This window comes from Hahella sp. CR1 (assembly GCF_029813005.1).
Lineage (GTDB): Bacteria > Pseudomonadota > Gammaproteobacteria > Pseudomonadales > Oleiphilaceae > Hahella.
Window position 1 is genome coordinate 113,280 of record NZ_JAPELK010000006.1, and the last position, 17,651, is coordinate 130,930.

Genomic DNA, 17,651 nt, shown 5'->3' on the forward strand with positions numbered 1-17,651 from the left:
CGATATACTACATAACTTGCTGTTTTTAAATGGGTTTAATGAACCCCTGGCCTCTAAATTGCGTTATTGGAGTCAGCATTTGCGTGGCCGACGCCAAAGTGAGTCCATCACTGTAAATGAGCAGGGCATAAGGAGTATGGACAGATATTCCTGGAAAAGGACGCCAATTGGTCGTGACCGGCCAACACCAAATGCCATCACGAAACTTATAACATGATGTGAGAGTTGCAATGGCTTACTTAATCCCCTCAGAGTTTGTGACCAAGATGGTCGATGCTGGCGAATCAAAAATCTTCATGTCTACGCGAGACACCTTGATCAGGGCGTATATGGCGGGCGCTATATTGGCGTTGGCGGCGGTGTTCGCGGTGACCGTCGCAGTGCAGACGGGCGTATTTCTGGTTGGCGCCATGCTGTTTCCTGTTGGCTTCTGCATGCTCTATCTGATGGGCTTCGATCTGTTGACTGGCGTGTTTGTGCTCACGCCTCTGGCCTTGCTGGATAAACGTCCGGGCGTAACGACCAATGGTGTTTTGAGGAACTGGGGGCTGGTGTTCCTGGGCAACTTCGCCGGCGCGCTGACGGTGGCCTTCATGATGGCTTTTGTGTTCACCTATGGTTTTAATACGGACCCCGGTGCAGTGGGAACCAAGATCGCCAGCGTGGGGGAGGCCCGTACTCTCGGTTACGCGCAATATGGTCTGGCTGGATGGCTGACTATTTTCCTGCGTGGCATGCTGTGTAACTGGATGGTGTCCATGGGCGTGGTCGGCGCGATGATTTCTACGACGGTTTCCGGTAAAGTTCTGGCGATGTGGATGCCTATCATGTTGTTTTTCTTCATGGGATTCGAACATTCTGTTGTGAACATGTTCCTGTTTCCCTCGGCCATGATTATGGGCGGCGATTTCTCTATCATGGATTACTTCATCTGGAATGAAATTCCGACGGCGCTGGGTAATCTGGTGGGTGGATTGGCTTTCACCGGGCTGACCCTGTACAGCACTCACTACAAAACAGCGCCGAAACGCAAACTGGCGGCGTCCGGTAAAGAAGCGATGGCTTGATCGGCGCCTGATTACACAACACCTGAGGACAGTTGCCGGCCCCGGCGTCTGCGAACGGACGTCGGGGCTCACTACATTTATGTGCAATGAGCTGACGCTTTCCTTCGGTCAATGGACCGATAAAGGCCGCAAAGAGATCAATCAGGATTTTCATGGCGGTTGTGTTCCCAAGGGCGCGCAACTTACGATGAAAGGCGCTGCGTTTGCGATGGCCGATGGGGTCAGCAGCAGCTCGGTCAGTCAGGTCGCCAGTGAGACGGCGGTGAAAAGCTTTCTGGAAGACTACTTCTGCACCTCCGACGCCTGGACTGTGCAGCACGCGGCCCAACGGGTTTTGCGGGCGACCAACTCCTGGCTGTATGCGGAAGGGCAGCGCAGCGTTTATCGTTATGACAAGGAAAAAGGCTACGTCTGTACGTTCAGCGCTGTGGTGTTCAAATCCGACATCGCGCATATCCTTCATGTCGGCGACACCCGCGTTTACCGTCTGCGGGACGGCGCTCTGGAGCAGCTGACCCACGATCACCGTTTGTGGGTGTCGCAAAGTCAGAGCTATCTGAGTCGGGCGCTGGGATTCAGAGAGCATATTGAAATCGACTACCAGCCATTGCGGCTCAGGTTGGGCGATATCTTTATCATGGCCACCGACGGCGTGTATGAATACTGCGACGCCCATACTTTGATCGAGGCGTTACAGGAGCCCGATGATCTGGACGCCATCGCCAAACGCATGGTCGATCATGCGTTGGAGCAGGGCAGCAAGGACAACCTGACGCTGCAGATTATTCGCGTTGAGGCGTTGCCCTGTGACGTGGATTCTTTGTTTCAACAACAGGTGGAAACCCTGCCGCTTCCCCCGATTTTGCAGGCTGGAGCGGAGTTTGATGGTTATCAAATCCTGCGCTGCCTGCAAACCAGCAGCCGCAGTCATGTTTATCTGGCGGTGGATATCGCTTCGAACACCAAGGTGATAATAAAAACGCCAGCGACGGATCAGCAGGGCGATCCCGCCTATCTGGAGCGCCTGCTCATGGAAGAATGGATCGCCCGCCGCATCAATAGCCTGCATGTGGCGAAGGCCGCGCAATTCGAGCGACCGCGGCGCTATCTCTACACGGTGAGTGAATACATCGAAGGCCGAACGTTGAGCCAGTGGCTGCGGGATCACCCGCGACCGGATCTGGAAACGGTGAGAGGCATTGTGGAGCAAGCGGCGAAAGGACTGATGGCTTTTCACCGCATGGATATGCTGCATCAGGACTTAAAACCGGACAACCTGATGATTGATGCGTCCGGCGTGGTGAAAATCATAGACTTTGGCTCAACCCGGGTAGGCGGCGTCGCGGAGAACGATCAAGGGCTGCGCCAGCCCAACCTGCTCGGCGCCGCCTTGTACGCCGCGCCGGAATACTTCCTGGGAGAAGTCGGCGCCTCTGGCTCTGATCTCTATTCATTGGGCGTACTGACCTATCATCTACTGTCCGGCGAATTCCCCTATGGCGCCGATGTCGCCAAAACCCGCACCGCCGGCGCGCAGAAACGTCTCACCTACAAATCCGTCCTCAGCGAAGATAAAGACATCCCCGCCTGGATCGACGCCACCCTCAAGAAAGCCGTCCACCCCAATCCCCACAAACGCTACACCGAAATCTCGGAATTCCTCCACGACCTCCACCATCCCAACCCCGCCTACCTCAACCAGACCCGGCCTCCTATTCTGGAGCGTAACCCGGTGATGTTTTGGCAGGGGGTATCGTTGGCGTTGTTAATTGCGCTGATTTTGCATGCGACGATGGGGTGATAAATATCCAGGTCAAGTTTGCTCATCGAGCGCGCCGAGGCTACTTTTTTATCTACACGATGAAAAGTAAGGCAGGAAATTCCAGTACGCGTGCGTTGAGTTAATTTGGAGTTAGAGGGCCATAGTCATGGCGAAAGATAACCATTATGAGACTGTTTTAGTGGAAAGCTACATTCCCCATGATTTATCAGGAAAGCATGGGAAAGTGCATATCCAACCAGTTTCAGGCGGCAAGTATCCAGTAACGTTGAACGTAGAGTGCTCGAAAAAGCTAAGCCGTAATTATCCTGTTGGTACGAAGTTTAAGTTACAAGCGAAGTTAACCGATAGAGAAGGCGGCGGGGAATATTTATACAGCTATCATCGCTGGAAATATGAAGTCGTGGGCTGAGCCGCTAGTCAATACCCCGACGGCGCCACCCCATACGCCTGTCTGAAACTCCGGTTAAAGTGGCTTTGGTCGTAGAAGCCGACGCGTTGGGCGATCTGTGCGATGGAGAGGGAGCCTTGGGTCAGCAGGGCGCAGGCTTGTTCCAGGCGGAGTCGCAATAGCCAGGCGTGGGGCGTCATGCCTACTGTGCGTTTGAATTGGCGGAGAAAGAGGAATCGGCCCAGTCCGCATAGGGTGGCTAAATCGTCCAAGGTGATTTTTTCGGAGAGATTCGCCAGACAGTAATCCTGCATGCGTCGCCACTGGGCATGGGAGAGGGCATTGGGATCGCGTCTGGGTTTGATGGCCCTTGTATGCGTGAATAGCGCATCCAGCACTGACAGCCATTCTGACTGAATCGCCAGCGTGGAAACTCTCTCTGAGCACATGGTGTTGTGAAGATGAAAAAGACGCGTCGCAGTCGCTGAATCCTCAAAGACATTGCCAAACAGTTCCGGGCCAAGATGCGCGTCGCTCAGTTCCGCGCTGGCCTCCTGCATCAGATCGTAAGGCGCGCGAAAGGTCCTTAGCGTATAGGCGTCGCTATCGCTGGCGCCGTCATGAATTTCTCCAGGCGGCATCAGCGAAATAAAACCAGGCCCCAGAACCTGTATCTCCCCTTTGTACTGTTGACGCTGCACGCCTTCAGTAACGATGCCGATGTGATAATCCAGATGATAATGACGGCCGAAATCAAACTGGGCGAAGCGGCCTGCGCCGAGCACCAGTCCGGGTATGTCGGCGCTGCGTTGATACTGAATGCTGTCATTCATGGGCGATTGGAAAAGCTGGAGTCAGACGTGAAACCTACGGAGCAAAAGGACTATAGCAAGCCTTATCATCTGCTGGAAGGCTGGGACCAGTGTCAATATTTTACAAGGCAGGTGGTTCTTTCTGAGCTATCGTTCGTCCAGACAGGAATATTTTCCATACAAAATCACGAGGAAATGAGGGGAGCGTAATGAGTCTGCATATCGAAACGCCTTTGCTGGAATCGCGGCCATTGAGCATGGCGTCGCAACGTTCGATCTGGTTGAAGCTGGAGGCGTTGCAGCCGCCAGGCTCTTTCAAGATTAGAGGCGTAGGCGCCGCCTGTGAGCATCATAAAGCGCAGGGCGCGCAGCGTTTTATCTCCTCATCCGGCGGTAATGCCGGGTTGGCGGTGGCCTACGCGGGGCGTCGTTTGGGCGTTCCCGCCCTCGTGGTCGTGCCGGAAACCACGACAGAAAGAGCCAAAGAGCTGCTGCGTCTGGAGCAAGCGGAAGTAATCGTTCACGGCGGAAGCTGGCAGGAGGCGAATGAGCATGCGCTGGCGCTGGTTGGCGCCATGGACGCCTTTATTCATCCCTTTGATGATCCTCTGCTGTGGCGGGGACATGCGACCATGATAGATGAAGTCGCCAAGACGGGAATGAAGCCGGATGCGGTGCTGCTCTGTGTGGGAGGAGGCGGCATGCTGTCTGGCGTGGTCGAGGGCTTGCAGCGCAATCAGTGGGCGGATGTTCCCGTTATCGCTGTTGAAACTCAAGGCGCGGCGTCCTTTCACGCGGCGTTGGAGGCTGGTCATAGCGTGGAGCTGGAGCGTATCGACAGCATCGCCACATCCTTGGGCGCCAAGCGGGTATCGACAAGAGCCCTGGAGTGTGCGAAGCAGCATAGTATTCATAGTGTCGTCGTCTCTGACCCCAGCGCGTTATCCGCCTGTGAGCGCTTTCTGACGGATCACCGTATTTTGGTCGAGACGGCGTGCGGGGCCAGTCTGGCGGTTGTGTATGAAAACCATCCTGTTCTGGCGACGTTCGACAGGATTTTGGTGATTGTATGCGGCGGGGCGACAGCGACGATTGATCAAATTCGAAAGTGGGCGGAAGCGGGATAAGTGTGTCGCTCTGGGAGGCCCTTCGACAGGCTCAGGGCGAACGGGGTTACCTAGTCGAGTAGTCTTCAAGATGGCCTTCGATAGGCTTAGGGCGATAGTCGGGTAGTCTCTCAGGATGGCCTTCGGCGGGCTTCGGGCGAACGGGGGGATTGTCGTTTGTGGTTTGCATACGTGTCCTCTCCTTTATCGAAAAGGCAGCAGCGATCTGGCTGTCTGGATAATAACAACCACCAAGAAACCGTTCGCCCTGAGCTTGTCGAAGGGCGGCAGTCGCGTAGTGGCCTTGAGCAAAACTGACAACGGGAAATAACGTCCACTTGAGCCGACTGGGTTGGAGGCGCTCTGGGAGGCCCTTCGACAGGCTCAGGGCGAACGGGGGCGCCTAGTCGAGTAGTCATCAGGATGGCCTTCGACGGGCTTAGGGCGATAGTCGGGAAGTCTCTCAGGATGGGCTTCGACGGGCTCCGGGCGAACGGGGGGATTGTCGTTTGTGGTTTGCTTACGTGTCCTCTCCTTTGTCGGAAAGGCGGCAGCGATCTGGCTGTCTGGATAATAACAACCACCAAGAAACCGTTCGCCCTGAGCTTGTCGAAGGGCGGCAGTCGCGTAGTGGCCTTGAGCAAAACTGACCCAACGGGAAATAACGTCCACTTGAGCCGACTGGGTTGGAGGCGCTCTGGAAAGCCCTTCGACAGGCTCAGGGCGAACGGAGTGGTGGGGGGGGAGTCGGATAATCTTGCTGGGAGGTCTTTCGGCAGGTTTAATGCAAACGGGGCGTCAATCGCTGTTCTGCCAGATCAGCACGCCTTTCCTGGGATAAGGGCCGAAGCCGTTGAAAAGTGAGCGGCCTTCCACTTCGACAATATTGATATGTATCCATGCTTCATGGGATTGACGAAGCATACTTCGGTCGACGCTGATTTGGTCATCAAGCGCATACTCTTTCAATATTGCTTCTATCGCTAGGGCGTCATCCTCGGAGAGGCCGCGTGTCGCTCCTACGCCGAACCAAGGGTGGCCGGTGAAATAATTTTCCAGTTCATTTTCAGGGCTGACCAGATTCAAGTCCGGTATACCAATTGTGTTCGCAATCGGGATCAATACGCCTTCGTATTCGGGCTGCAAGCAGGCGGTTCCGCCGGTTTGATTGCTGTAAATCACCCCGGATTTACAACTGATAATAATGGCGGTTCCAACAGATTCGTATAAGGTGATTTTCATGGTTGTGCGAGACCCTGACAGGCTTTGGCTAGGAAAGCAGTTTCTGATTTATAACCAGCGCTTCGTTGATGCGGAATACTGTTTCGCCAGATTGCGAATGCGTTTATTGGCGCCTTGGTCTGCGAGTTCTTTCATCATTTCCCGATCCATATCGCTACGTTCCAGCAGGATTTAAAGGATTCTATCACTTCCAGACAATCAAGTTCCTGAGGCTGTTAAAACTAATATGAATGTCAGCGTTAAGCGTCGACGTGTAACTTGTCGAAAACGTTAGAAATTCTTAAAACAAATCGCTCTGCAAATTAGGTAGGATTGGCGCTGACGCCAATAAAAATCAGGCGCAGGAAACAAGATAGAATATTACCTATAAGAGTATCCCTATGAGCATAGAATCCCTTATCGGCACATGGCTGCTGGATGGAAGCATTTCCGTCAGCAGCGATATTGCACAGGAGCCGGGCGGCGAGCATGACGACAGAATCAAATCAGGGTTGCGCGGCTCTGGCGAAGAGTTGGTGGATAGAGTCGCTCCGGCTAGCGGGTTGACGTTAACCATAGAAGAAAGCGGTTTCTTTACTGAAGAAAAAGAGGGCGAGCCCCAAGTTAAGTGGTTCGACACGGACGGCGTTTTGACGCCGCAGGTGGTTCCGTTCAGCGGCGTGGTGAAATCACACAAGTCCGGCGTGTTTCTGCAGGCGGACGACATTCCCTCGTGGGCGGCCCCAACCAATCGATATTCAGTCATTCTCCGCTACGACGATGGCGATACCACCATCAGCGATCAGATTTATCGTGTGGACGATAAACTGGTGCGCACGGTGAATGTGGTGACGGATGAAGCCTATCTTGACCGCACGGTGATTGTTTACAGCAGACTCTAAAAAGCAACTCGACGACCATCGATGAACAATGGTCGTGGCGAGCTTGTCACTCATCGAAGAAGGGATGCTTCGATAGAACTAAAAATGCGCGCTTATAAGCGTGCGACCTTCTTCTACAGCCTTTTCCAGAGAATCAGCGTATCTATTCGCTCCAGAAAGATTTCCCGGCTAACCTTACGCTTATTATCCTGGTCTTTGGCTTCGGAGCAGCCATCTGTTCCATGAAAAGCATTCCTGCTGAGTTGGGCTGCTTATTATGACTGATTCTGGGAGTTATTCAGAGGTTCCATAGGTGAAATATATGAGTGTAAAAGAGGAGATATTGAAAGCTTTAACAATTGAGTGTCATAGTAGCTCAGGAGATGAGGACTCTATTGATGCTTTTGACGAGTCTGTGTTGGTGGAACTGCAAGTGGTGAAAATTTAGTATGGAGTATTTCCCATATTGTTAAAGGGGTGGACTATTTGGATGATTGGAATCCTTTGGACGATTGTGAAATTGTAGGGCGTATGGAATCAGTTAAAAAATCTAAATGCTAATGCATGATTGTTGGTTTATTGAGAATTAGGGAGCTTCTGAAAAACGTCAGCGGGGCTGCCGGAGCAAGGAAAAAGTTGGCGAAAAAGTGCCGCTTATCGTAAATAAATGAGCATTTTGAGCAGTCTTTTGACGCTGCAATGGCAACGCAGGTAGTTTTTCAAAGGTTCCCTTTCATCCATGATTATAGCGTTGCTGAGATATAGACCGAAACCTCATTCTTTTGGAGCACGTGATCGGCCTCCATTGATTGATCATGGTCCAAATGAAGTTTATAAAGGAGCATGAGATTTTGTGAAGCAGAAATTGGGGATTAAATATGTTAGCTGTCGATGCATTAAAGAGGGTTAAGAATATAAATTGGGCTAACGAATTTTTCGAATCTGATATTGAAAAGTTTGGTGACTATCTTGCCATTGCTGCTTATTTTAGAAGAGAGCACAAATTGGAGTCTCAAAGTCTAATATTTGATATGACACAGGTTGCTAAAATTAAGCTCGATTTACCTGATGACTATTACAGATCAATAGAATCTCTACTGGGTCCTCAAAATTCAATGGTCAAGGCAGTGTGTTATTGGTATGTGAAGTGGGAGTGGTTTAAAGAACAGGGAGCTATTTCAGCAGTATTGGATAACCCCTATTCACCTGTAATTGAGATGTTTGAAAATGGAACTCAATTTAAACAAGATAAAGGCTTTGCTGTGGTCGGAGATGCTAGTTTTTACTTACAGAATTGGGAGTTTGATAAAGTAAGAGAGTTTTTAATGAGAGGGAAAAAGCGAGGTGAATAACTCTAATAAACGTTAGAGAACCTCTGAATAACCCACACCAAACGCCTGCTTGATGTAGTGGAATGGATGCTCTCCTTTGGCTCGACCCTGTAAATAATTCTGTGTATCTGCCAGGTTGTTAGAGATACCCAGTCAAGCGATCTTCGAACTCGATCATAAATCGGTTCAGCGCTGACTTCCAATTCCTGTACAATGACACAAGCTTATTGCGAGGACTGTGTCCAGAGTGTAATCAGGGGCACCTATTTGAAAATATTGAAGGTGCGTACCGGAATGCAGAGCCTAGTTCCCCGTTAATATTCCCGATATTCCCTCCTGACGAGCAGGGAGAATAATTTGAAAAACTACAATGTTATGAATTTTGGCGAGGCATACTACGACCACTACGAGAAATATCTCGGTAAGCCGGTTGATAATTTTGTGTTTGAAGACCCGAGTTTAGGTTGGAAGATTCAAGTCTTGGTTTATTCAAATGTTTTTGAGGGCTGTGTTACGTTCGCGACCGTAGGGTTAAGTCACTTTTCCAAGGAATTAAAAGAATGCGGCGAACTTGTTTGCGTTGTAGATCGTGTCGAGGAAGAAGTTCCGAAAATTATCTTTAACACGATTAAAACTATTGTTTTGAACAAAATGGAGCTTGGGTGGGGGATTGGTATAGCGGGGAATGACAAGGTTTCTGCGCGATTTGTTAATGCTACGTCTAAAAACTGTGTTTATATCACCGATCCTCTACCATTCCCAGAGGGGTTTTCTGTTTTACAGAAAGAGTATGGGATTGCAGAGTCTTCTCCTAGGGTTTACTTGATGCTGTTTATATCTCAAGAAGAGTACCAGTATTTTTGTGATAAAGGAGCAAAAGAGTTTGAGAGTTACTTGGAAAGGGAAAGTGTTGACCCTTTCAATGTAATGAGGAAGTGATATAGCAAACATACAAAGCCCCGGCAGGTTAGCCTGTCGGGGCTTTGTTGTATCTGGCAGTCAGTCAGGCAAATCGCGCGATGGGTGTTCGCCCACCCGAAGCGCCTAGCTGCAATCTTTTTAGTCTCGTCAGTTACCATATCAAATTACCGCCTTACAATGGATGCTCAGTCCGATTTATAGGCTTCTCCACTCTTTAAGGCTCTTTGCTCAGTGACCTGGACGTCTCGCGATAAACCTGGCGACACTCGTCCACGCCAATGTGCATTTTCATGCGAAAGCGCGATTCATTGATTGCCCTTATTGGTCTGGTGCATCTCGGGTCGCGTTGATCGCTCTGGTTTTTAGTGGAGCTCGGGGCGGAAATAATCGTAGCGTCCACGATCCTGCTTTCCTGTATTAGGGCTAATTCTGGAGGTTATTCAGATGTTCCTTAATTTCCGCGTTATTGGATATTTGCCTCAATGTCCGCATGCGTCTACTTTTTAATCGATAGCCTGAGTGCAATAACAACCCCCTAACTGATGAAGCGGAGGTAAGTATGAACGTTTCAACAGAAGTCCAGGCCGCTATTCTTGCGGCGGAGAAGGTGTTTATGAACACTTTCAGCCAGGGCGACGCCGCTGGCATTGCCGCCTGCTACACCGATAATGCGCAACTGATGCCTCCCCATGCCGACTTTGTGGAAGGGCAGCCGGCGATTCAAGGCGCGTTTCAAGCTTTCATGGACATGGGCGTTAAGGAAATGAAACTGGAAACCCTGGAAGTAGAGGGATATGGGGACGCTGCGTCTGAAGTCGGCAAGTTCGCGCTTGAAGGGGAGGACGGGCAAGTGCTCGATCAAGGCAAATACGTTGTTATCTGGAAAAAAGAAGCCGGGAAATGGAAGCTGCATCGGGACATTTTTAACAGCAGCGTGCCGGTTCCTCAGTAACGGGGTCGACGCTTATTGCTATTGGTCTGCCGGACTGACATCAAGGGCGATCGCGTTTAAGCGTGTCGCCCTGAATAATGCCTTTGCGTCATGCCGTATTCAGGCTGAACCGTCCAGGCTTATCTCCCCACTTACGCCTATATCGGCGATAAAGTCCTGATCATGACTGACCACTAACAAGCTGCCGGTAAAGTCGCGCAGGGCTTGCGCCAACATCAGCCGGGAATCCAGATCCAGATGGTTGTCGGGTTCGTCCAACAACAATAGGGTGTCGCCGGGTTGATGACTGATAGCCAGCATGGCGACTTTCATTTTTTCACCGCCGCTCAAGGTGGCTACCGCCTGATCCGCTCGCTCTCTCCTCAGTCCAATCCCCGCCAATAGCGTGCGCTGGTCTGTCTCCGACAGATGAGGGCAGAAATGCGCCAGGTTTTCCTGTGCGGACTTGGCGGTGTCCAACAGGGTGAAATGCTGATCCAGATAGCACAGTCCGGCGCGGACCTGAATATCTCCTTGAAGGGGCGACAAGCGTCCGGCGATAGCTTTCAGCAAGGTGGATTTACCGCTGCCGTTGGCGCCGGACAGGCGGATTTTCTCTCCGAAATCGACAGAGAAGGTGATGTCGTTTTCCTGTTGGATATAAGGCAGGCGCACTTCGGTGATATCCAGAATGCGGGAGACGCGTTTCTCTGTTTTGCCCAGGGACAGGCTCTGCTGTTTGAGCATTTCATGCTGCTTGTTCAGCTTGCTGAGCTGGTCCTGCACCTGCGCCATTTGGCGGTTCTGGTTGCTTTCCCGGGCGCCGCCGGCGCGTTCCGCGTCCTGCTTCTTGTTGTTCAATAGAATCTTCGCCTGACTGCCAGAACGCGCGACCTGCTTGCCCTGGCCGGCCCGTTGCTGCGCCTTTTCCCGGTTCTTTTGCATGGTTTGGCGCATTTGCTTGATCTGCGTCTTTGCATGGTCGATGCGTCGTTCCTGGCTGGCCAGCTCATTGGCGCGCTGTTCGGCGTAAACGTCATAGGCGCCGCCGTAGTGACGCACGCCGAGGCTATTCAGTTCCAGGATATCGTCCACGCAACGCAGAATATCGCGATCATGACTGATGATCAGAACACCGCCGTTGAAGCGCCGCATTTGTTCGATCAGCCAGTGTTTGCCCTGTTCGTCCAGGTGGTTGCCTGGTTCGTCGAGAATGAGATAGCCGTAATCGGATTGGAAAAGTTGATGCAGCGCGAGCCGGGTCAGCTGACCGCCGCTCAGAGCCTGACAGGGTAAAAAGGGGTCTACAGGCAGTCCCAGCGCTAATAATTGCTGCTCCAGTTCTTCCCGCAGCAGCCAGTTGTCGCCGATCAGTTCGAAATCATGAGACTCACATCCGCCCTCAGCGACTCGGGAGAGGGCTTCCAGCTTATCGCGAACACCCAGAAAATCGCTGACAGTTTCATGCTGAACAAGCTTTTCCTCCGCGCCAATCTGTCGCAGCCAGCCCACTCGGCAAAAAGTGGTGACCGAACCAGAATAGGGCGTCTTTTCTCCCGTCAGCAACGCCGCCAGAATCGACTTACCCGCCCCGTTCCGGCCTACCAGCCCGGTGATTTTATCGTCCAGGGTGAACGTCAGATCGGAAAACAGGGTGTCGCCGTTATCAAAGCGATAAGTTAAATTTTGCACGCTGATGCTGGCCATAAAACCTCCTGTAAATGGCGGAAAGAGACGCGCCTTGGAATAACGCCAGGAATAGTTCGCTGATGAATACGGGGCGAAAATGGCGTTGGGCGGCGCGTGGGGAAAACCGAGAGTAGAGTAGCTCAAACCGGTTTTTGTTGCTATAGCTAACTCATTAACAAATATAGATATTTTATTTAGGCGTGGCGGTTCAGCGCGTCGCTTCTACGACAGGCAAACTGTCGACAAACTGCTCAAAACTGACGATTTTTCCCTGCTTCAACGTCCACAGATGCATGACCCGGGCAGTGAAGTGTTTACCGCTCTGTTTATGGACCCCGGAATAATTTCCATAGGCCGCGACTTTGTCATCCTGCGCGACATAGCCATCCACGGTGAATTGATAGTTATCCCAATCCGCCGCCAGACGCTTAAATACACTCTCAACAATCGCTTCGGGGCCAATGTACGTGCCGGCATAGGGAAACCCGGCGGCTTCCGTCCATCTGACATCCGTCGCCAGGTGCTTCAACAAATTACGGCCATTTTCCTCTGAATTGGCGCCTTCATAAGTGCTTTTGATGATATCGAGATTGGTCATAAACCCTCCGCCTGTATTCTGGGTTAATCGGTATGAATTTAAATCAGGGGAGGGAGTTTAAATTGCACAAAAGAGAGGAAAAACCGGGGAATCGTCAATTCACTGTTGCGTAGAGTGAGCAGGTAAACCTTGTCACTCACTGTTCCTCTCCGAGCTGGCGCATCCATGCGCTTGGTTATTAAGTCATATCGTCGCCATGTTGAAATCACTCACCTACATGCGCAGAAAAACCCGTCGCCTGCGGCGCGATTTCTGGTTGCAGCGTCAGCTCTGGAATTCGGTAAGCGCCTTTGTTTTGTTGGCGATAGGGGATGGGTGGAGTGCTCCAAAGAGTGTCGAGTCGCTGTCCGAGTTGGTCGCAGATGTTGGAGAATGTGTCGTCATCGGTGCGGCTGGTGCGATAGACGACGAAGGGCGGCAGCACGTCAAAACCGGGATAAAATAGGACACCGTGCTGGATGGGGAACAGAATGTCGTCGATGGGGCCGTTAATGCCTCGCGGGCTGTAATGGGATTCCCAGCCTCCCGCCGTGACGATCAACATGGCGCGTTTTCCCGCCAGGGTTCCTTCTCCGTAGCGGTCGCCCCAGTGGGAGTCTGAATGCTCTCCCACGCCATAGGCGAAACCGTAGGCGTACACGCGGTCGATCCAGCCTTTTAGGATGGCGGGCATGGAGAACCACCATAACGGGAATTGCAGAATGACGGCGTCAGCCCAGAGCAGCTTTTGTTGCTCCGCTTCGATGTCTTTGCTCTGAACGCCATTCTCGAAGGCGCTTTTGGAATCCATAGACGGATTAAAGCGGTCTTGCGGATTCCGCGCGGTGTTGTCCTGGGCATCCAGCGCTGCTTTCCAGTTCATCGCATAAAGATCGGAAACCTGAACCTCATGACCCGCGTTTTCGAGACGGCGGACAGCGAAGTCTTTGATTGAACCATTCAAGGATTTTGGCTCTGGATGGGCGTAAACCAGTAGAACTTTCATTACAGCTCCTTACATAGCGTGAAGATTGTGTTCACTCAGAATAAGGAGTGCTAAGGTATTGCTGAAATGAATTTCTGAAATTCCAGGTATTGTTGTGATTAATTTCCACAGATTGGATTTAAACCTTCTGCTGACGCTGGATGTGCTGCTCACGGAGCACAATGTGACTCGGGCGTCAGAGCGGCTGCATCTGTCCCAGCCTTCCGTCAGCATCCATCTCGCCAAATTACGGGAATACTTTGACGACCCGCTGCTATTGCCAGGGCCGCGTGGCATGCGTCCCACGGCGAGAGCGGAAGAGCTGCGCGAGCCGCTGCGTCTGGCGTTGGCGTCTTTGGCTGAGGCCGTTGCGCCAACTCGCGACTTTGACCCTTCCGTTGCGAGTCATACCTGGCGCATCGCGGCCTCGGATTACAGCGAGTCAACCGTTTTACAGCCAGCATTTCCCGGTTTACGTGAGGTCTCCCCTGATTCAAGGCTGGCGGTGCTGGATATCGTGCCCGCCATGCTCGCCCGACAGGCGGAGAGAGGGGAGATCGACCTGATCTTTCACACGACGGAGGACGCGCCGCGAGGGTTGCATCAACGGGCGTTGTTTCAAGAGCGCTATGTGCTGGTGGGGCGCGCAGGCCATCCAAAACTCAAGCGCAAGCCGACGCTCAATCAGTTCTGCCGACTGGAGCATGTCATTGTCTCCAAAGATGGAGGCGGATTTCATGGCACTACGGACGAACAGCTGGCGGAGTCCGGCTTGGAGCGTCGCGTTGTACTCTCCGTGCCTCACTTCCTGTTTCTGAGAGAAGTCATCGCCACCTCGGACCTGGTGGCGATGCTGCCCTCACGACTTGTCGCCGACAACGACAAATACCGCGTCGTTGAACCTCCCGTGGAGATACCGGGGTTCGAAATGTCCATGTTCTGGCACGAACGCTCGCACAGAGACCCTGCGCATGAGTGGTTGCGGGAGTATTTCGTCAGGGGATCGGAGAGTACAACAAAATCATGACGTCCGCAGGAGAAAGAAAATGGGCGCTCAGCGCCCATTTTCGCCAAGAGCTTAGTTGCGTGGAGGATACGCTCCGTTCAGCGCAATGCAAAATTGAATGGAAAGGTACGGTTGCATATTATCGTGTCCAGCTGAGCTGCCTGTGACTGCAAGCATTTGGTCATACATTGGGACAAGCGTCCCTAGAGGCGGTTGTTTATAGTCTGGCTGAACATCTCCCGCTTGATAAGCGAAAAACTGCCCCCCGGGCTCAGGGGTGGTCCCGGCTGCAGCCACAGCGCTTAACGTATGGTTGTGGGAAGGAATTTGACTGGAAGTCAGTTGAACGGTTGAAGTTCCGCCTGACGCCGCCAGTTGATAGGGGGTCAACCCTGCGCCACTCCCCCAACCAATTGGCGTTCGGCCTATTAAATTGGGAAGGCCCATTGTTGTACGTGCGTCTCCACCATAAGTAGCGCCGATGACGGCAAATAAAACTTGGTTTTCGGCGATTGGATATATTTGCCCATCACAGTAAGCCCAGCCGGCAGGCGCAAATTGATATGTAAACATGCGTACTTCGCCATAGAATGGTTCAGACATGGCTCCTTGCTCCTATAATTAATTGCGGGTTGGGTAAGTCCCGGACAGGGAAATAATATAAGCGAGCGCGAGATAGGGCATCATATTGGAATGAGCCCCGTTTCCGTTGTTGTCTCCAACCGCCTGTGGCGACAAGGTAGTGATACTTGTAGGTGCTGTCGGCGTTGTATAAAAACTGACGTCGGTAACCCCTGTCACTTGCCCCGATGGGCTGACATTGGTTGTCACCGCATTGTTAGACGCCTGTAATGCGTGTGTATGAGAGGGGATATTATCCATCGTCAGAGTTACAGTTTCGACTCCGGTGGTGCTCCCCAAACCTCTAGCGGTCAGGCCTGGTCCTGTCCCATAGTGTAGTGGCGCGCGGCCTTGCATGTCTGGCAGGCCGAAGTTGGTAGTGCCGTTACCGCCGTAGTTAGTCCCGAGTAAGCTGTAAAGCGCAGATTGTTGGGAGATTGCAAGGAGCTGACCTTTACAGTAGCTCCACTGTTGTGGGCAATAGATGCCTGCAAATATTCTGATTTCACCAATAAAAGATTCTGACATGATGCATCTCCGTCGCCGTTATTAGTTACGTGGAGGAAAAACGCCGTTTAACGCAATGCAGAAATTGATCGTTAAAGATGGCTGCATGTTGTTATGAGGAGTAACGCTTCCATTATTGCTCCCATTAAAGCTGACAGCTCCGGCGTTCATGGCTATCAAATTACTCGCAGGGCAGTATATGTCGGGCGTCTCGGCCAGGATGCGATCATTCTTAGGTCCTCCCTTATCTGCGGGAGACGAAGAAGCGTAAACAGGGTGGGTGTGAGCGGCCATGGTGGCTGGCGTCAAAGTGACTTGCTCCGAACCTGCGGCGTAGCCTACTTGAGGGGAGTAATTTGCGCCGATGTGGACCGGCGTTCGGCCTCGTAGGTCTGGTAGCGCATAGGTTGATGTGCCATTGCCGCCAAAACGCGTGCCAATGAGCGCAAATAACGCTTGGTTCTGGGTGATTTGCTGGATCTGGCCATCGCATTGCGCCCAGTCTTCAGGCGGAAAGCCAAATCCCATCATGCTTATTTGTCCGATATACGGAGTCATCGAGGCGTCTCCTTGTTTGATCCTTGTACAGCCCTGCTGCGCCGACAGGACGCCAGCCAACAGGTTGGTATCGAGAGTACTAAACAGCCGGAATGGTCTGCATTTAAGGAAATGCGTAAAGGGAAGATTAGTTGACGTTTTTTTAAGCAGCAAGAAAGTCAGACTCAGGCATGTTCAAGCGCTGGTTACTACGTTTTCAAAATGCATGTTGGTCTTGCCCCCTATCTCCCATTCACACTCTCGCTCACTTTTCTTTCTTTTGGGCTCACCTCCTTGCGAAATACCTGAGTGCTCTATACTTGATCATATTCTGAACACAATAAAAATCAGATTGAGATGGATTGGAAGTCCTCTCTGGAGAGAGGCCGCATCTCGGTCCTGGGTTGGGAGACAGTATTAATTTCATGGAAAGTCAGGTTCATTTCATTGCAGGATTGCCCCGGTCGGGGTCTACGCTTTTATCCGCTATTCTCAGACAAAATCCCCGTTTTTACGCCGCTATCAGTAGTCCGATTTGTGCGCTGATGAGTGGTTGTCTGGAACAGATGGGAGCGGAGTCGGAGTTCTATACGCTGTTTGACGAAAACCGGCGCAGGCGGATCTGCAGGGGGATTTTTGACGCCTACTATCAGCCGAATGCGGACTATGCGTTGATTTTCGACACCAATCGCATGTGGCCCGCCCGTCTGCATCAATTGGTGGAGCTGTTCGATAACTTCAAAGTGATCTGCTGTGTGCGTAATCCTGCGTGGGTTATGGACAGCTTTGAAAGGGTGTGTCGCTCCAATCCGTTTGAATACAGCCGCATGTTTAATCCGCAGAGCCGACAGACCGTTTATACGCGATGTGAAGCGCTCGCCGCGGAAAGCGGTTCGGTCGGCATGGCGTTGACGGCGCTGAAAGAAGCGTTCTATGGCGAGTTGTCCGACCGGCTGTTATTGATCGACTATGATCTGTTGACCCAGTACCCCCAGAAAACCATGTCTCTCCTGTATCAGTTCATTGAACAGCGAGAGTTCCCCCATGATTTCGACCACGTTGAATTCGACGCTGATGAGTTTGATCACGCCATCGGCGTAAAAGGTCTGCACCGGGTGAAGAAAAAAGTGGAGTTTCGCCCCAGGCCCAGCATTTTGCCCCCCGATCTTTTCAAGAAATACAGTGAGTTGGCGTTTTGGCTTGATACCTCCGGGACCAATGCGAGTTGCATCGCGCCCAAGCAATAGCGGCGTCAGGCGAAGACTTATGGATAACACGGACATCTGCG

20 protein-coding genes and 1 pseudogene are annotated in these 17,651 nt (G+C 52.0%); 11 read left to right on the forward strand and 10 right to left on the reverse strand.

Annotation, left to right across the window (positions count from 1 at the left end; all coding sequences use genetic code 11):
* Positions 1-230 precede the first annotated feature (230 nt).
* The 3 genes from ONV78_RS16110 (at position 231) to ONV78_RS16120 (ending at position 3,259) form a co-directional block, all read left to right on the forward strand.
* On the forward strand, positions 231-1,067 hold the full coding sequence (locus ONV78_RS16110) for a formate/nitrite transporter family protein (RefSeq protein ID WP_279504577.1): 837 nt from the start codon (positions 231-233) through the stop codon (positions 1,065-1,067).
* A gap of 79 nt (positions 1,068-1,146) precedes the next feature.
* Positions 1,147-2,868 carry a bifunctional protein-serine/threonine kinase/phosphatase gene (locus ONV78_RS16115; RefSeq protein WP_279504578.1) on the forward strand — a complete coding sequence of 574 codons (1,722 nt, stop codon included), beginning with the start codon at positions 1,147-1,149 and terminating at the stop codon, positions 2,866-2,868.
* Positions 2,869-2,995: 127 nt separating this feature from the next.
* Positions 2,996-3,259, forward strand: a complete 264-nt coding sequence (locus ONV78_RS16120; RefSeq protein WP_279504580.1) for a hypothetical protein — start codon at positions 2,996-2,998, stop codon at positions 3,257-3,259.
* A gap of 8 nt (positions 3,260-3,267) precedes the next feature.
* Here ONV78_RS16120 and ONV78_RS16125 read toward each other — a convergent pair whose 3' ends face one another.
* Positions 3,268-4,071 carry an AraC family transcriptional regulator gene (locus tag ONV78_RS16125; RefSeq protein ID WP_279504581.1) on the reverse strand — a complete coding sequence of 268 codons (804 nt, stop codon included), beginning with the start codon at positions 4,069-4,071 and terminating at the stop codon, positions 3,268-3,270.
* 188 nt (positions 4,072-4,259) lie between these two features.
* Here ONV78_RS16125 and ONV78_RS16130 point away from each other — a divergent pair, with 188 nt between their 5' ends.
* Complete coding sequence (locus tag ONV78_RS16130) at positions 4,260-5,177, forward strand: serine/threonine dehydratase family protein (RefSeq protein WP_279504583.1); 918 nt, start codon at positions 4,260-4,262, stop codon at positions 5,175-5,177.
* Between the two features lie 46 nt (positions 5,178-5,223).
* Here ONV78_RS16130 and ONV78_RS16135 read toward each other — a convergent pair whose 3' ends face one another.
* The gene (locus tag ONV78_RS16135; RefSeq protein WP_279504584.1) at positions 5,224-5,346 is read right to left on the reverse strand and encodes a hypothetical protein; all 123 of its coding nucleotides are present in this window, start codon (positions 5,344-5,346) and stop codon (positions 5,224-5,226) included.
* Positions 5,347-5,954: 608 nt separating this feature from the next.
* Positions 5,955-6,398, reverse strand: a complete 444-nt coding sequence (locus ONV78_RS16140; RefSeq protein WP_279504592.1) for a DUF6210 family protein — start codon at positions 6,396-6,398, stop codon at positions 5,955-5,957.
* 380 nt (positions 6,399-6,778) lie between these two features.
* On the opposite strand from ONV78_RS16140, the gene ONV78_RS16145 reads away from it, so the two are divergent.
* From ONV78_RS16145 to ONV78_RS16160, 4 genes are all read left to right on the forward strand, one after another.
* Entirely contained in the window at positions 6,779-7,279 is a 501-nt protein-coding gene (locus ONV78_RS16145; protein ID WP_279504593.1) for a hypothetical protein, read from the forward strand.
* 301 nt (positions 7,280-7,580) lie between these two features.
* Positions 7,581-7,706, forward strand: coding sequence for a hypothetical protein (locus ONV78_RS16150; RefSeq protein ID WP_279504597.1), 126 nt, complete (start codon positions 7,581-7,583; stop codon positions 7,704-7,706).
* 430 nt (positions 7,707-8,136) lie between these two features.
* Positions 8,137-8,610: a hypothetical protein gene (locus ONV78_RS16155; RefSeq protein WP_279504599.1), complete on the forward strand. Its 474-nt coding sequence runs from the start codon at positions 8,137-8,139 to the stop codon at positions 8,608-8,610.
* Positions 8,611-8,946: 336 nt separating this feature from the next.
* On the forward strand, positions 8,947-9,528 hold the full coding sequence (locus tag ONV78_RS16160) for a suppressor of fused domain protein (protein ID WP_279504601.1): 582 nt from the start codon (positions 8,947-8,949) through the stop codon (positions 9,526-9,528).
* Between the two features lie 247 nt (positions 9,529-9,775).
* Here the strand turns inward: ONV78_RS16160 and ONV78_RS16165 are convergent.
* Positions 9,776-9,913, reverse strand: a pseudogene (locus tag ONV78_RS16165) (IS5/IS1182 family transposase); the annotation flags it as partial.
* Positions 9,914-10,069: 156 nt separating this feature from the next.
* On the opposite strand from ONV78_RS16165, the gene ONV78_RS16170 reads away from it, so the two are divergent.
* Positions 10,070-10,462: a DUF4440 domain-containing protein gene (locus ONV78_RS16170; RefSeq protein ID WP_216738205.1), complete on the forward strand. Its 393-nt coding sequence runs from the start codon at positions 10,070-10,072 to the stop codon at positions 10,460-10,462.
* A 99-nt stretch (positions 10,463-10,561) separates the two neighbouring features.
* Here the strand turns inward: ONV78_RS16170 and ONV78_RS16175 are convergent, their stop codons facing one another.
* From ONV78_RS16175 to ONV78_RS16185, 3 genes are all read right to left on the reverse strand, one after another.
* Entirely contained in the window at positions 10,562-12,148 is a 1,587-nt protein-coding gene (locus ONV78_RS16175) for an ABC-F family ATP-binding cassette domain-containing protein (protein WP_279504604.1), read from the reverse strand.
* Between the two features lie 190 nt (positions 12,149-12,338).
* Entirely contained in the window at positions 12,339-12,728 is a 390-nt protein-coding gene (locus ONV78_RS16180; RefSeq protein WP_279504605.1) for a nuclear transport factor 2 family protein, read from the reverse strand.
* Between the two features lie 205 nt (positions 12,729-12,933).
* Positions 12,934-13,713 (reverse strand): NAD(P)H-dependent oxidoreductase, encoded by a 780-nt coding sequence (locus ONV78_RS16185; RefSeq protein WP_279504606.1) that lies wholly within the window; start codon positions 13,711-13,713, stop codon positions 12,934-12,936.
* Positions 13,714-13,807: 94 nt separating this feature from the next.
* Between ONV78_RS16185 and ONV78_RS16190 the strand changes: the two genes are divergently transcribed.
* Positions 13,808-14,719 carry a LysR family transcriptional regulator gene (locus ONV78_RS16190; protein ID WP_279504608.1) on the forward strand — a complete coding sequence of 304 codons (912 nt, stop codon included), beginning with the start codon at positions 13,808-13,810 and terminating at the stop codon, positions 14,717-14,719.
* A 51-nt stretch (positions 14,720-14,770) separates the two neighbouring features.
* On the opposite strand, the gene ONV78_RS16195 is transcribed toward ONV78_RS16190, so the two are convergent.
* Genes ONV78_RS16195 through ONV78_RS16205 form a run of 3 tightly spaced genes read right to left on the reverse strand, consistent with a single transcriptional unit; the run spans position 14,771 to position 16,384 of the window.
* A complete protein-coding gene (locus ONV78_RS16195; protein ID WP_279504609.1) occupies positions 14,771-15,301 on the reverse strand; it encodes a tail fiber protein in 531 nt (176 codons plus the stop codon).
* 18 nt (positions 15,302-15,319) lie between these two features.
* Positions 15,320-15,847 carry a tail fiber protein gene (locus ONV78_RS16200; protein ID WP_279504611.1) on the reverse strand — a complete coding sequence of 176 codons (528 nt, stop codon included), beginning with the start codon at positions 15,845-15,847 and terminating at the stop codon, positions 15,320-15,322.
* A 21-nt stretch (positions 15,848-15,868) separates the two neighbouring features.
* Positions 15,869-16,384: a tail fiber protein gene (locus tag ONV78_RS16205; RefSeq protein WP_279504613.1), complete on the reverse strand. Its 516-nt coding sequence runs from the start codon at positions 16,382-16,384 to the stop codon at positions 15,869-15,871.
* Positions 16,385-16,788: 404 nt separating this feature from the next.
* Between ONV78_RS16205 and ONV78_RS16210 the strand changes: the two genes are divergently transcribed.
* Positions 16,789-17,610: a sulfotransferase gene (locus ONV78_RS16210; protein ID WP_279504615.1), complete on the forward strand. Its 822-nt coding sequence runs from the start codon at positions 16,789-16,791 to the stop codon at positions 17,608-17,610.
* The last annotated feature ends 41 nt before the right edge of the window (positions 17,611-17,651 follow it).

What these genes read in the sequence shown, in the direction of transcription:
- ONV78_RS16155 (WP_279504599.1), top strand. Translation starts at nt 8,137, where the DNA reads ATGTTAGCTGTCGATGCATTAAAGAGGGTTAAGAATATAAATTGGGCT.
- ONV78_RS16180 (WP_279504605.1), bottom strand. Translation starts at nt 12,728, where the DNA reads ATGACCAATCTCGATATCATCAAAAGCACTTATGAAGGCGCCAATTCA.
- ONV78_RS16125 (WP_279504581.1), bottom strand. Translation starts at nt 4,071, where the DNA reads ATGAATGACAGCATTCAGTATCAACGCAGCGCCGACATACCCGGACTG.
- ONV78_RS16195 (WP_279504609.1), bottom strand. Translation starts at nt 15,301, where the DNA reads ATGTCTGAACCATTCTATGGCGAAGTACGCATGTTTACATATCAATTT.
- ONV78_RS16200 (WP_279504611.1), bottom strand. Translation starts at nt 15,847, where the DNA reads ATGTCAGAATCTTTTATTGGTGAAATCAGAATATTTGCAGGCATCTAT.
- ONV78_RS16135 (WP_279504584.1), bottom strand. Translation starts at nt 5,346, where the DNA reads ATGCAAACCACAAACGACAATCCCCCCGTTCGCCCGAAGCCCGCCGAA.
- ONV78_RS16120 (WP_279504580.1), top strand. Translation starts at nt 2,996, where the DNA reads ATGGCGAAAGATAACCATTATGAGACTGTTTTAGTGGAAAGCTACATT.
- ONV78_RS16150 (WP_279504597.1), top strand. Translation starts at nt 7,581, where the DNA reads ATGAGTGTAAAAGAGGAGATATTGAAAGCTTTAACAATTGAGTGTCAT.
- ONV78_RS16185 (WP_279504606.1), bottom strand. Translation starts at nt 13,713, where the DNA reads ATGAAAGTTCTACTGGTTTACGCCCATCCAGAGCCAAAATCCTTGAAT.
- ONV78_RS16145 (WP_279504593.1), top strand. Translation starts at nt 6,779, where the DNA reads ATGAGCATAGAATCCCTTATCGGCACATGGCTGCTGGATGGAAGCATT.
- ONV78_RS16210 (WP_279504615.1), top strand. Translation starts at nt 16,789, where the DNA reads ATGGAAAGTCAGGTTCATTTCATTGCAGGATTGCCCCGGTCGGGGTCT.
- ONV78_RS16130 (WP_279504583.1), top strand. Translation starts at nt 4,260, where the DNA reads ATGAGTCTGCATATCGAAACGCCTTTGCTGGAATCGCGGCCATTGAGC.
- ONV78_RS16170 (WP_216738205.1), top strand. Translation starts at nt 10,070, where the DNA reads ATGAACGTTTCAACAGAAGTCCAGGCCGCTATTCTTGCGGCGGAGAAG.
- ONV78_RS16110 (WP_279504577.1), top strand. Translation starts at nt 231, where the DNA reads ATGGCTTACTTAATCCCCTCAGAGTTTGTGACCAAGATGGTCGATGCT.
- ONV78_RS16175 (WP_279504604.1), bottom strand. Translation starts at nt 12,148, where the DNA reads ATGGCCAGCATCAGCGTGCAAAATTTAACTTATCGCTTTGATAACGGC.
- ONV78_RS16115 (WP_279504578.1), top strand. Translation starts at nt 1,147, where the DNA reads ATGTGCAATGAGCTGACGCTTTCCTTCGGTCAATGGACCGATAAAGGC.
- ONV78_RS16140 (WP_279504592.1), bottom strand. Translation starts at nt 6,398, where the DNA reads ATGAAAATCACCTTATACGAATCTGTTGGAACCGCCATTATTATCAGT.
- ONV78_RS16205 (WP_279504613.1), bottom strand. Translation starts at nt 16,384, where the DNA reads ATGACTCCGTATATCGGACAAATAAGCATGATGGGATTTGGCTTTCCG.